At 70.6% G+C, this 12,401-nt stretch carries 12 protein-coding genes; 8 read left to right on the top strand and 4 right to left on the bottom strand.

The window, feature by feature from the left end:
• Positions 1–125: 125 nt before the first annotated feature.
• Positions 126–1,010: a trypsin-like serine protease gene (locus tag L3i22_RS18055; RefSeq protein WP_255658359.1), complete on the bottom strand. Its 885-nt coding sequence runs from the start codon at positions 1,008–1,010 to the stop codon at positions 126–128.
• Between the two features lie 236 nt (positions 1,011–1,246).
• On the opposite strand from L3i22_RS18055, the gene L3i22_RS18050 reads away from it, so the two are divergent.
• From L3i22_RS18050 to L3i22_RS18035, 4 genes are all read left to right on the top strand, one after another.
• A complete protein-coding gene (locus L3i22_RS18050; RefSeq protein WP_221328123.1) occupies positions 1,247–1,906 on the top strand; it encodes a response regulator transcription factor in 660 nt (219 codons plus the stop codon).
• Positions 1,903–2,991, top strand: coding sequence for a HAMP domain-containing sensor histidine kinase (locus L3i22_RS18045; protein ID WP_221328122.1), 1,089 nt, complete (start codon positions 1,903–1,905; stop codon positions 2,989–2,991). The genes L3i22_RS18050 and L3i22_RS18045 overlap by 4 nt, the downstream gene beginning before the upstream one ends.
• Before the next feature lie 81 nt (positions 2,992–3,072).
• Positions 3,073–3,765 (top strand): FadR/GntR family transcriptional regulator, encoded by a 693-nt coding sequence (locus L3i22_RS18040; protein ID WP_221328121.1) that lies wholly within the window; start codon positions 3,073–3,075, stop codon positions 3,763–3,765.
• Positions 3,752–4,960 carry an MFS transporter gene (locus L3i22_RS18035; protein ID WP_221328120.1) on the top strand — a complete coding sequence of 403 codons (1,209 nt, stop codon included), beginning with the start codon at positions 3,752–3,754 and terminating at the stop codon, positions 4,958–4,960. The genes L3i22_RS18040 and L3i22_RS18035 overlap by 14 nt, the downstream gene beginning before the upstream one ends.
• A 111-nt stretch (positions 4,961–5,071) precedes the next feature.
• On the opposite strand, the gene L3i22_RS18030 is transcribed toward L3i22_RS18035, so the two are convergent.
• Entirely contained in the window at positions 5,072–5,647 is a 576-nt protein-coding gene (locus L3i22_RS18030; protein ID WP_221328119.1) for a DUF1697 domain-containing protein, read from the bottom strand.
• Between the two features lie 127 nt (positions 5,648–5,774).
• Positions 5,775–6,569 carry an SAM-dependent methyltransferase gene (locus L3i22_RS18025; protein WP_255658358.1) on the bottom strand — a complete coding sequence of 265 codons (795 nt, stop codon included), beginning with the start codon at positions 6,567–6,569 and terminating at the stop codon, positions 5,775–5,777.
• 749 nt (positions 6,570–7,318) lie between these two features.
• Here L3i22_RS18025 and L3i22_RS18020 point away from each other — a divergent pair.
• Positions 7,319–8,467, top strand: a complete 1,149-nt coding sequence (locus L3i22_RS18020; RefSeq protein WP_255658357.1) for a C39 family peptidase — start codon at positions 7,319–7,321, stop codon at positions 8,465–8,467.
• A 100-nt stretch (positions 8,468–8,567) separates the two neighbouring features.
• Positions 8,568–9,047, top strand: coding sequence for a YcxB family protein (locus tag L3i22_RS18015; RefSeq protein ID WP_221328117.1), 480 nt, complete (start codon positions 8,568–8,570; stop codon positions 9,045–9,047).
• A gap of 448 nt (positions 9,048–9,495) precedes the next feature.
• On the opposite strand, the gene L3i22_RS18010 is transcribed toward L3i22_RS18015, so the two are convergent.
• Positions 9,496–10,512, bottom strand: a complete 1,017-nt coding sequence (locus L3i22_RS18010; protein WP_221328116.1) for a zinc-binding dehydrogenase — start codon at positions 10,510–10,512, stop codon at positions 9,496–9,498.
• 82 nt (positions 10,513–10,594) lie between these two features.
• On the opposite strand from L3i22_RS18010, the gene L3i22_RS18005 reads away from it, so the two are divergent.
• Both L3i22_RS18005 and L3i22_RS18000 read left to right on the top strand, forming a co-directional pair.
• Positions 10,595–11,236, top strand: a complete 642-nt coding sequence (locus L3i22_RS18005) for a TetR/AcrR family transcriptional regulator (protein ID WP_221328115.1) — start codon at positions 10,595–10,597, stop codon at positions 11,234–11,236.
• Between the two features lie 474 nt (positions 11,237–11,710).
• The gene (locus L3i22_RS18000; RefSeq protein WP_221328114.1) at positions 11,711–12,400 is read left to right on the top strand and encodes a response regulator transcription factor; all 690 of its coding nucleotides are present in this window, start codon (positions 11,711–11,713) and stop codon (positions 12,398–12,400) included.
• The last annotated feature ends 1 nt before the right edge of the window (position 12,401 follow it).

Raw genomic sequence — 12,401 nt, 5'->3', positions numbered from 1 at the left:
GCGGCCCAGCTCGGCCGCGGCCCGACGGGCGCGCCGTGCGACCGGGCGTTCGACCAGCAGCACGGCGCGTAGCGAGATGCCGCGCATCTCTATGACGGCACGACCGCAGGCCCGCTGCCGATGGATCAGACTCCGGCCGGAGCGCGGTGCCGCCGTCGCCCGTCACGCACGCCCGCCCGCCGTGACCGGACAAGCAGCACGGCTGCGATGACGATCAGCAGCGCGACGCCGGCGAGGCGGACCACCATGTTGTCGAAGAAACCCGGTTCGGCGGTGGTCGTCCCGGTGATCCAGCCGGCCAGGTTGTCGGTCCGCGCGCTCAGATCCGGCCCCTCGTGCGGGCAGGTGGGACCGCTGCTCACCACGGCCACCAGCACCGGCGGGTTCTCCCGGAAGTACGGGCCACCGGAGTCGTGCGGGCAGGCGCTGGTGGCTCGCTGCGGCGCCCGGCCGGAGATCTCCAGGACGGCGTCGCCGACCCGGTCGACGGCGAACCGCCCGGTCTGCAGACGATCAGGGGTGGTGGATCCGGTGTCCGCCAGGCCGTACCCGGTCAGCCGGACCTTCTCCCCCGGCGCCGGCGGCGTGTCGCCGACCCGGAGCGGCTCGATGTCGGTGATGGCGGCGGAAAGTTTTACCAGCGCGACGTCGGCGCTCTCCGATTGGCGGACCGCGACGACGCCGACCTCGTGGCCGCCGGATTTCCCGAGCACCGTCCGCCCGACGGTCACGGTCGTGCGCACCGCGACGGTGCGGCTCACCCGCTTGCCACCGGCGTCCCGGAAACAGTGCCCGGCGGTGATCACCCACGTGGGGGCGATCAGCGCACCCGAGCACCAGCTGTCGCGGCTGCCGTGGTCGTCGGTCGGGATGCCGGTCATGGTCAGCCGGGCCGAGAACGCGTAGGCGCCGTCGCTGACGTTCTCGCCGTAGGCGATCGCCGAGGCCGGCTCGGCACCGGTCAGCACGATCAGCGCGGTTATGAGCAGGGTCGCCAAAAGACGGGGCACAGCGGCACCACCGAAAGCTTGCGCAGGGACGGGACCTGCCCATGCTCCGAAAGTGGCTGTTCAACGGCTGTCATCGGCGTGCTTATGAAAGTTTTATTCGTGCGCTGCGAGGCTGTCCGGTGGAGCTGATCTGAGACGCTGTCGGTCGGGAGGGCTCGTCGGCTGCCGAGCGGCGAAGACCTCCAGCGGCCGGGTTTCTTCTGCGGCACGCAGACTGACCGTAGAGGGGGCACGGCGTGCGGGTACTGGTCGCCGAGGACGAGCGGATTCTGGCCGACACGGTCGCCGAAGGGCTGCGCCGGTTCTCGATGGCCGTCGACGTCGTCTACGACGGTGACAGCGCCGCCGAACGGCTCGGCGTCAACCGTTATGACGTCGCCGTCCTCGACCGCGACCTGCCCGGGCGCAGCGGCGACGACGTCTGCCGGATGATCGCCGGCTCGGGCACCGGCACCCGGGTGCTGATGCTGACCGCCGCCGTCGGCATCCGCGACCGCGTCGAGGGCCTGGGGCTGGGCGCCGACGACTACCTGACGAAACCTTTCGCCTTCGCCGAGCTGGTCGCCCGCCTGCAGGCGTTGTCGCGACGCTCGGTCACCGCGCTGCCGCCGGTGCTGGAGCAGGACGGCGTGGTGCTCGACGTCACCCGGCACACCGCCACCCGCGACGGGCTGGTGCTGGCACTGTCCCCGAAGGAATTTGCCGTCCTGCACGTGCTGCTGCGCGCCGAGGGCCGGCTCGTCAGCGCCGAGGACCTGCTCGAACAGGCCTGGGACGAACACGCCGACCCGTTCACCAACACCGTCCGGGTAACGATCATGACGTTGCGCCGCAAGCTCGGCGACCCGCCGCTGATCCACACCGTTCCCCGCGTCGGCTACCGGCTCGGCTCGTGAACATCGGCTCGCCGGCCCGGCGGATGCTGCTCGTCGGAATTTTCCTTCTGACGGCGGCGCAGATCCTGCCGTGGGTCGCGGAGCGGGTGCTCAGGCTGGCGTCGACGTTCATCCCGTCGCCGTGTGCCCTGCCGGTGAACGGCTCGCCCGGCGCCGACTCGTCGTACCTGTGCACGCAGTTCTTCCGGCATCCGAGCATCCCGACCACGCTGGTGCGCCTGTTGTTGCTCGCCGGGCTGGTGGCCTGCTGCGTCCCGCTGATCCGCTGGTGCCTGCGGCCGGTGCGCGACCTGGTGCCGCTGATCGCCGATGTCGGCCCGCAGAATCTCGGGCACCGCCTGCGGCCCGGCGCCGACGGCGACGACGTGGCCCGGCTCGGCCGCGCCATCGACGAGATGATGGACCGGATCGCGGTCGGCTACGAGGCGCAGCGCCGGTTCGCCGCGGACGCCTCGCACGAGCTGCGCACGCCCCTGGCCGTGCAGCGCACGCTGATCGAGGTCAGCATGGCGCACACCCTGACCGCCGAGCAGATGGCGCTGCTGACCGCGCAGCTGCTGGAGACCAACGAGCGCAACGAACGCCTGATCGAGGGCCTGCTCGTGCTCAGCGAGAGCGACCGCGGCCTGATGTCGCGGACGCCGCTGCGGCTCGACCGGATCACCGAGGCGGTCGTCGACGCGCATCGGAAACGCGCCGCCGAGGCGGGCCTCACCATCACCACGACGTTGCTGCCCCGGGTGGTTCTCGGCGAGCAGGTCCTGCTGGAACGCCTGGTCACGAACCTGGTGCAAAATTCCGTCAAATACAACAGAACAGAAGGAACCATCGACGTACGGGTCGGAGCGGCCCCCGCGCTGACCATCGTCAACACCGGCGACGACATCCCGCCGGAGGAAATTTCCGCCCTCTTCGAGCCGTTCCGCCGGCGCTCGGCCGCCCGCATCGACCACAGCGGCGGAGCGGGCCTGGGGCTGGCGATCGCCCGCTCGATCACCCGGGCACACGACGGCACGATCGCGGCGACGTCCACCGGCCGCGACGGCCTGCGCGTGGAGGTCGACTTCCCCGCCGCCTCCGCATAGGCCGCCCGGCAAACGCGCCACCGTCTGCGAGCCCGGCCACAACCGCTTGTCCTACATTTGGCTCAATGGCAGGGTGAGGGCATGCCGAGCCTGAATCGCAGCACCTCCCTGGCGCAGCAGGTCGCCGACCAACTGCGCCGCCGCATCGCCGACGGCGAGTTCCCGGTCGGCGCCCTGCTGCCCACCGAGATGGAGCTGACCCAGGAGCTCGGCGTCAGCCGCAACAGCGTCCGGGAGGGTCTGCGCGCGCTCGTGCACGCCGGCCTGCTGGGCGCGAAGGCCGGCTACGGCACGTTCGTGACCGCCACCAGCGATCTCGCCCCGACCCTGGCCCGCCGGATGGAGCAGGACCGCCGCGCCGACGTCGCGGAGGTGCGCCTGCTGCTGGAGCGCGAGGGCGCCCGGCTGGCCGCCACGCGCGCCACCGAGCAGCAGATCGAGGACCTGCGCGCGGCGCTGGCCGCGCGCCTGGCCGCGACCGACGGCCCGGGTTACGCCAGTGCCGACATCGCGTTCCACCGGCTGCTGCTCGAGGCCTCCGGCAACGCCCTGCTCGCCGAGCTGTACCGGGGCTCCGGCGGCAACGAGCAGGCGCTGCTGCACTTCCACGCGCCCGGCGTCGACTTCGCGGCCGCCCGGCCTGGGCTGCGCGACGTCGACGCCGCGCACGCCGCGATCGTGGCGGCGATCGCGGCCCGCGATCCGGGCGCCGCCGCCTCCGCCGCCGAACACATGGTCCAGCTCGTACAGGAAGACGAAAATGATCATCACTGAGCACCGGACCCGCACGCTGAGCCCCGCCCTGGTCCTGACCGGCCTGCTGCTGGTCGCGGCGAACCTGCGGGCCGGCATCACCACCGTCGGCCCGGTCCTCGAACAGTTGCGCCACGACCTGGGCCTGTCCGCACTGACCGCGTCCGCCCTGATCAGCCTGCCGCTGATCGCGTTCGCCGTGGTCTCCCCGATCGCGCCCGGCCTGGCCCGGCGCATCGGCCTGGAACGCGCGCTGGGCTCGGGCCTCGCGGTGCTCGCGATCGGGCTGGTCGTCCGGTCGCTGCCCGGGCAGCCGCTGCTGTGGATCGGCACCGTGCTGCTCGGCGTCGCCGTCGCGGTGGTGAACGTGGTGCTCCCGGCGCTGGTCAAGCGGGACTTCCCGACCCGGATCGGCCAGGTCACCGGGACGTATTCGGCCGTGCAGGCGGTCTTCGCCGCGATCGCCGCCGGCCTGGCCGTGCCGATCGCCGGGCTGACCGCGGCCGGTTGGCGGGTGCCGATGGGCATGTGGGCCGGCCTGGCCCTGATCGGGCTGGGTGTGCTCGCCCCGCAGTTGCGGCGGCGCACGGAGCTGCCACCCACCCACGACGACCGCACCCCGGAGCCGGCCGTCGTCGCGCCCGGGCGCAGCCCGTGGCGCACCGCGCTGGGCTGGCAGGTCACCGCCTTCATGGCCCTGCAGTCCACCGGCTACTACGTCTTCATCACCTGGCTGCCGTCGATCGAGAACTCGGCGGGCATCAGCGAGACCGCCGCGGGCGTGCATCAACTACTGCTCAACGGTTTCGGCATCGCCGGCAGCCTCGCCTGCTCCAGGCTGATCCCCCGGTTCCGCGACCAGCGCCTGCTGGGCATCCTCGCGCCGGCGATGTTCCTGATCGCGACCGCCGGCATCCTCGCCGCACCGCACCAGGCGGCGATCTGGACCAGCCTGGCGGGCATCGCCGGCGGCGCCGCCATCGTGCTGGCCCTGTCGTTCTTCGGCCTGCGCACCGCCCACCACACCCAGGCCGCGGCGCTGTCCGGAATGGCCCAGTCGATCGGCTACCTGGTCGCGGCCGCCGGCCCGATCGCCGTCGGCGCCCTCCACGACGCCACCGGCTCCTGGACTCCGGCCCTGATCACCATCATCGCCCTGGAGGCGATCCTGATCGCCTTCGGCTACCTCGCCGGCCGCAACCGCCTCATCGGCTGACGTCCACCAACAGCGCCCGGGACTGCCGAAGGAATTCTCCTTCGGACCGGCCCAGAGCTCGGGCACTCGTCTCCGGCAGATCCGGGATCCTGCAATGGGTGAAGGGCTGCGCTAATTCCCCTCCTGCGCACCTCTGGCATTGAGCATCTCCAGCAATTTGACCGTGGTGTTCCAGTTGCGAACAGTCATCGACTTGTAGAGCGGCGACGCCATCATCGAGCTCAGCCGGCTCTTTGTTCGCTGCGCGCTGAGACGCTCCGAATAGACGACACCATTACCCGGCCAGACCCTGTCGACGCCTTCGCGTGGATTGAATATGGGCATCGCCTCGGCGGACTTGATGCCCATCAGAAAAATCGCGTCGCTGTGGTACTTGTCCGGCTGGTCGCCGAAGCCCTTCGGCCTGTCGTCCACGACGGCCTGGAGTTGATCACGCGTGAGGACCAGGACTTTGATCAGTTCGCTGTCAAGCTTGAAAGCCCCGGGCAGGGTCGCTTCGATCCGGTCCGCCACCTGGTCAGCCTTCAGGTCCGACGTCAAGACCACGTTGCCACTGGCGATATAGGTTGAGACGTCGAGAAACCCGAGCCCTTCCAGGAAATTTCTCAGGTCAGCCATCGGAACCTTGTTCTTGCCGCCGACATTGATGCCGCGTAAAAGAATCAGGAACGTCTTCACCTCGCCCATTGTACCCCCAGCCGATAGCTGGATAAAGCACGCTCCGCCTTGTCCGGAAGTAACGAGGAGGTCGGTCACAGAAATTGCAATTGAATGTCACACGGCACGATCGAAAAGGCTCGAACCCGACCGCTTGTCAGGGCTTGCGGCCCACGGCGGTCCACACGTTGATGTCGGAACGATCGGGAATGTCCGTGCCGGGCTCCGGGCGCCACTCGCTCGCCGGAACCACACCGGGATCGACCAGTTCCAGGCCGTCGAAGAGGCCGGCGAACTCGTCCCGAGGCCGGGTCCACACGTCCGAGCGGCCCTGCTCGACCAACTGACGGTAGAGGGCCTGCTGCTGCGGCGTGCCGAAGTCCGAGGTGGCGTGCGTGGCGACCAGATAGCTGCCCGCGGGCAGCGCGTCGAGCAGGTGCTCGACGATCGGCTTGGCGGCCCCGTCGCCGTGGATGAAGTGCAGCACCGCGATCAGCATCAGCCCGACCGGCTGCGTCAGATCGAGCGTCGCCTGCAGCGCCGGGTGACCGAGGATCGCTTCAGGATCATTCAAATCCGATTCGATGTACGACGTTCGCCCCGCCGAACTGCTGTTCAGCAAGGACTGCGCGTGGACCGCGACCAGCGGGTCGTTGTCGACGTACACCACCCGGCTCGACGGGGCGTGTCGCTGCGCCACCTCGTGCGTGTTGTCCACGGTCGGCAGCCCGGTCCCGATGTCGAGAAACTGCCGAATCCCGGCGTCGGCGGCCAGGAACCGCGTGGCCCGGCCCAGGAGCGCCCGGTTGGCAAGCGCCCCGAGACGCACCTTGGGAAAAAGTTTCTCCAATTCGTCCCCGGAGGCCCGGTCCGCGGCGAAGTTGTCGGTACCGCCCAGCCAGTAGTTGTAGCGCCGGGCGGGATGCGCGACAGTCGGGTCGATCTCGTCCACGCAGGAAACGATAATCCACAAACGACTGTCGTCGGCACCCTAAGGACCACCATGCGCCCGGCAGGCCGGCAGGCAGGCCGCTCCAAAGACCGACGACTCGGCAAACGGCTCGCATGCCGCGAGCGCACCGGCAGCGCACCGACCACGAGCAACCCGCCCACCGACCCGCACAGCCCACCAACCCACACAGCGCACCGCCGCGAGCGACCCGGCCCAGCGACGCGAACAGGGCACGGCCGCGGGCGACCCCGCCCAGCGACCCGCACAGCCCACCGACGCGACAGGGCACGGCCGCGGGCGACCCCGCCCAGCGACCCGCACAGCCCACCGACGCGACAGGGCACGGCCGCGGGCGACCCCGCCCAGCGACCCGCACAGCCCACCGACGCGACAGGGCACGGCCGCGGGCGACCCCGCCCAGCGACCCGCACAGCGCGCCGGCCGCGAGCGGCCCGGCCACCGGCCCACACAACGCACCGGCCGCGCGCCACCTTGACGGCGGTGGCAACACACGGATCGCGGGCACGGCGCGTGCAGTGCGCGGACGGTGCGGGTGGCGCCGCGCACTGCACAGACAGCGAGCGGACCGCGGGGCCGCCCCGCGCAGCCCGCAGGCGGAACCGGCAGCACGAGCGGCGGGGCCGGCCCGGCATCGGCGCGACAGCGTGGACGGCGCGTCGGTATTGAAAATGTTCCACGGTTGGGCCACTCTGATCGAAACTTTCCTTCGCAATCTCGAAGGAGCACGGGTGAAAGTTTCCACCAGGACCGGTCCCACTGCCTCCTATCGGGAGTGGACCGCGGCAGAGCTGAGCAGCGGCGACGGCTACGGCGTACGCCTGGACGCCCCGGACGGCGTTGAGGACGGCGAAGATTTTCTTCACTGGACCTCAGCGCTGATCAGCCCGGGGTTCGCCGTGGGCGAGCTGGTGCCGTCATGGGCGGCCCATACGCCCGGCTCGAGCCGACTCCGGGTCGAGGCGCGCGGGGTAGCCACGGGCGGCACGCTCACCCGGTGGTACAACCTCGGGCACTGGTCCGAGCACGAGCGAACCTCGATCACCGGCCAAGGTGACCAGGACGGACGAGTCGACACCGACACGCTGATCGCGGCCGGCGACGGGTGGCAGTCCGTGCAGATGCGAATCACTCTGCTGCGGCCGCACGGCTCGAAGGAAATTCCCGTCCTGCATCGGGCGGGCCTGCTGATGTCCCGAGCGTCGAACTCCGCGTCCCCGCCGACGAGGGTGCCGCTTCCCGGAGCATCGTTTTCCAGGACGCTGTCCGAGGCACCGCATTCCGGAGCCGTGGCGCAGGAATCTTCCGCCGACGACTCCGGACGGGCGCACGGCGTCGTGCTGGACGTCCCCGCCTACGCCCAGTACCTGCACGCCGACCACGGCGGCCGCGGCTGGTGCAGTCCGACGTCGATCGCGATGGTGCTGGACTTCTGGGGCGTCGGCCCCGGCCCCGAGGAACTGCTCGACCTGCCGGCCGACCACCCCGACCCACAGGTGGATCACGCCGCCGCGCACGTGCACGACCCCGCGTACGGATTCGGGAACTGGTCCTTCAACGTCGCCCACGCCGCCCGCCGCGGCCTGATCGCCTTCGTCACCCGACTGGGTTCGCTCACCGAGGCGGAGAAGTTCATCGCCGCCGGAGTGCCCCTGATCCTGTCCTCCAACGGTCACGTGGTCGTCCTGGCCGGCTTCACCACCGGCGGCGATCCGGTCCTCAACGACCCCGCCGCGAACGCCGACGCCGACGTTCGCCGCACCGTCCCGAGGTCCGATTTCGAACACTCCTGGCTGTCGACCAGCCGCGGCATCTGCTACGTCCTGCACCCGCCGACCGTCGCCCGCCCGCACCAGAGCGACGAGCAGACCAACTGGTAATCGCACCCCGATACGGAGGACGCGACGCCGGGAACGCGTCCCACACGATGCCGTACCACCAAGATCGACCGCCGTTGATCGCCGTGGCAGAATGCCGCGCATGCACGGGGAACTGCTCATCGACTACGCCACATACCGCCGCATGGAGCTCAACGAGCCCCGGCCTCTCATCCGGCTCATCGTCGGCCGCCTCTTCGCCCTGTTCATCGCCGGATCCGGCGTGTGGTGGGCGCTGAACGGCGCATTCACCATCAATTCGGTCTACGCGGTCCTCTTCGGCGCCGGCATCATCGGCCTTCAGGAGGGACTTCTCGCGTTGACCTGGCGCCTGCAGCGCCGCCAATACGCCGAGCCGGTCCGCTACGAGGTGACGAACGAGGGCGCGGCGGTGCACTCGTCGACCGGCACCAAACGGGTCGAATGGGCGAACGTCGCGCGCGTGCACCGGGGCCGGCATGCCTGGTCCGTCAAAGGCGAATTCGGCGCATTGGCTTTCGTGATTCCGCGGGCGGCATTCACGCCCGAGGACAGCCGCACCATCAACGACTTCTTCCTGGCACACCCGGAGTTCGCAGGCTGATCGCCGGGCGCCGCGGCGCCCGGCCCACCTCGCAATGACCCGGCAAGCAGAAGACCGCCCGTCGTATCACCGCACAGCCTCGCGAATCGAACCGGTGAGCGAACGAGCCCAGGTAGCCGAACGCCGAGCCATCAATTCACCACACGGCCTCGCGAACCGGGCCGGCGGGCGGACGGGCGGACGGGCGGACGGGCGAACGAGCCCAGCAAGCCGGCCGCCCAGCCGTCGATCCGCCGCACGGCCTCACAATCCGGGTCGCTGGGCCGTCTCGTTCATGCTGCTCCTGCTCCTCGAAGCGATGGCGCGCCTGCAGCCTCACCCGCGCACCCACCATGGCCACATCCGTGCCGACCCCGCAACGCACCGCGCAACGACTTACCGCAGGCAGGTGACTCCCGCCGTACGGCGAACGGTTTTGTGTTCCCGTAGGAAATGACCCGACGGCGGCTCAGGGCAGGGTGACGACAACTTTCTCCGCCGCACCCGGAGTGGCCGCGAGAGTGAGTGCCCGGTCGACCTCGGCGTACGGGACGACGTCACTGACGATCAGGGCGTACTTCTCCCAGTGCTCGACCAGATCCTTGGTGACGTCGAAAATTTCCGTCGGGTAGCCCATCGCGAGCGCGATCGTGATCTCGCTGGTCAGCAGGGCGCCGAAGTCGACGCTGACCGGTTTCTTGTGCACGGCGACGATGCTCAGACGGGCGCCGTGCCGGGCCGAGGCGAGGACGGTGTCGATCACCGCGGGAGCGCCGGCGGCGTCGAGGTACAGCTCGGTCGCGGGCTTGCCGGCGCGGCCGAAGTAGCGCGGCGCCTCACCGTGCAGCTCGCGCAGCCGAGCGGCGACATCCTCCTGCGCCGAGTTGATCACCGCGTCGGCGCCGATCCGCAGGGCCTTCTCCAGCCGGTTGGCAACGACGTCGACGACGACCACGTGCGCGGCACCGCGCAGCTTCAGCCCGATCGCCGCGCCCAGCCCGATCGGGCCGGCGCCGAAAATTACCGCCGTCTGGCCGGGTTTCGGCTCGAGCCGGTTGACGGCGTGAGTGGCGACCGCCATCGGCTCGTTAAGCGCCATCACCTCGAACGGGATGTGCTTCGGGACGGTGACCAGGTGGACGCCGACCACCGCGTCGCGGATGACGACGAACTCGGAGAGCCCGCCCTGGGCGCCGCCGCTGCCGATGATGCCGTCGGCGGAGGCCATCGGGTTCAGCACCACGTGGTCACCGACGGCGAGCCCGGTCACCTCCGCGCCGACCTCGACGATCTCGCCGGCCGGCTCGTGCCCGAGCGGCGTCGCGCCCTGCCGCGGCGGAATGCCGCCGACCGCGATGTACATGCCGTCGGAGCCGCAGATGCCGCAGGCCCGCATCCGGACGAGCACGTCGGCCGGGCCGGCGGAAGGTTTCGCCACCTCGACGACGGCGGTCTGCCCCGGGCCGGTCACGATCACTGATCTCATCGGTTCCTCGATCCTGCCGCACTCACGTAAGTCACGTGGCTTAGGATCGTAAGTCACGTGCCTTAGAAGGGGAACCCCGCCGATGACCGACGCCCTGCTCGACGCGGCCGAGCGGCTCTTCGCCGAGGCCGGCATCGCCCAGGTCTCCGACCGCCGGGTCGCCGAGGCCGCCGGCAACACCAACCATTCCGCGGTGCGCTACTACTTCGGTGGCCGGGAAGGCCTGCTGCGGGCCCTGATCGCGCGGCACGCGGCCGCGGTCGAGGAGCCACGTCGGGCGATGTCGGAAAGTTCCGGCTCGGTGCTCGACGACATCCGCAGCCTGGTGGTGCCGACGACGACGGTGCTGGCAGCGCTCCCCCAGCCGACCTGGCGGGCCCGGTTCCTCGGGCAGGCGCTGCACGATCCCGCCACGCGGGCGCTGATGTCGGTGAACGCGGACCTGGCGCCGACCACGACGCGGATCCTGCGGTCGCTGGCCGGGCGCCTCGCGCACCTGGACCACGACGTGGTGACCGCGCGGGCCGCGCTGATCACGAGGATGGCGGTGAGCACGGCCGCGGAGGTGGAGGCTCGCGCGGAACGCGACGGGCGGGATCCGGAGTGGGCCGCCGTCGGAAATTTCCTTTGCGACGCGGCGGCCGGGATGCTGGTGGCACCGATCACCCGGCCGGGAGAGGCGGTGCCGCTGGTCGGCAACGCCGCCACGAGCTTCGGCTGGTGAGTCCGGACCTGCGCAAACAGCGCGAGCGTCACAACGCCCGAACAGCAGATCCGTCGCGCCCACAGCGGCTGGCGCCGAGCCGGCGCCCGGGCAGCAGAGCCGTCCCGGCGACATCGGCCGGCCACGAGCCCACCGCCCGTCGCGGGGCGGAGTCGACCGACGCGCCCACGCAGACCCGCACCCCCGCCCGCGCAGACCGCATCCCCGCCCGCGCACACCCGCCGTACCGTGATCGCGGTATGCCCGGCGTCGCGGCCGCAGCCGTAACGCATCCGCGGTACCTATGGATGCGGCACCGGGTTGACGACGTGGATCCCACAGTCACGGCACCCTGGATCCCACCACGCCGAAAAGTTCCGTCGGTGGCCACCTTCGCATCGTTGCTCCGGGCCGGCGGCCCTCGCCCGACAACCTGCGGTGACCGAAAGTGTTCGGTCGCCACGCGGGCCACTTTCGAATGCGGAGAATGATCCGGTGACCATCCGACTGCTGCTCGCCGACGACCAGGCGCTGCTGCGCGCGACCTTCCGCCTGCTGCTCGACGCCCAGCCCGGCATCGAGGTCGTCGGGGAGGCCGCCACCGGCGCCGAGGCCGTGACCCTGGCCCGCGAGCTGCGCGCCGACGTGATCCTGATGGACATCCGCATGCCGGACATGGACGGCATCGAGGCGACCCGACGGATCAGCGGCGACGAGGCCCTGGCCGGGGTCCGGGTGCTGATTCTGACCACGTTCGAGACCGACGAGTTCGTCGTCTCCGCGCTGCGCGCCGGCGCCAGCGGTTTCCTCGGCAAGGGCGTCAACCCCGAGGAGCTCATTTCCGCCGTACGGACGGTGGCCGCCGGAGATTCCCTTCTGTCGCCCGCCGCGACGACCGCGCTGATCGGGCGCTTCCTCGCGCAGCCCGCGCCGGCCCGGCCCCTCGTCGGCGCCCCGCAGTACGCCCGGGCGCTGGCCGACCTCACCACGCGGGAACGGGAGATCACCGTGCTGGCCGGTGCCGGGCTGTCCAACCAGGAGATCGCGGACCGGCTCACGATCAGCACCGCCACCGCGAAGACCCATATCAACCGGGCGATGATGAAGACCGGCTCCCGCGACCGCGCGCAGTTGGTGGTTTTCGCCTACGAGACCGGTCTCGTCGCGCCACGCTCGGGCACCTGAC

Origin of the sequence: Actinoplanes sp. L3-i22 (assembly GCF_019704555.1) — a bacterium.
Taxonomy (GTDB): Bacteria; Actinomycetota; Actinomycetes; order Mycobacteriales; family Micromonosporaceae; genus Actinoplanes.
The sequence above is the reverse complement of the archived record's forward strand: the minus strand, read 5'-3'. Positions and strand labels throughout refer to the sequence as shown.

Coding starts and splice junctions, on each gene's coding strand:
- L3i22_RS18040 (WP_221328121.1), top strand. CDS start 3,073: ATGCCGAGCCTGAATCGCAGCACCTCCCTGGCGCAGCAGGTCGCCGAC.
- L3i22_RS18035 (WP_221328120.1), top strand. CDS start 3,752: ATGATCATCACTGAGCACCGGACCCGCACGCTGAGCCCCGCCCTGGTC.
- L3i22_RS18030 (WP_221328119.1), bottom strand. CDS start 5,647: ATGGGCGAGGTGAAGACGTTCCTGATTCTTTTACGCGGCATCAATGTC.
- L3i22_RS18015 (WP_221328117.1), top strand. CDS start 8,568: ATGCACGGGGAACTGCTCATCGACTACGCCACATACCGCCGCATGGAG.
- L3i22_RS18010 (WP_221328116.1), bottom strand. CDS start 10,512: ATGAGATCAGTGATCGTGACCGGCCCGGGGCAGACCGCCGTCGTCGAG.
- L3i22_RS18005 (WP_221328115.1), top strand. CDS start 10,595: ATGACCGACGCCCTGCTCGACGCGGCCGAGCGGCTCTTCGCCGAGGCC.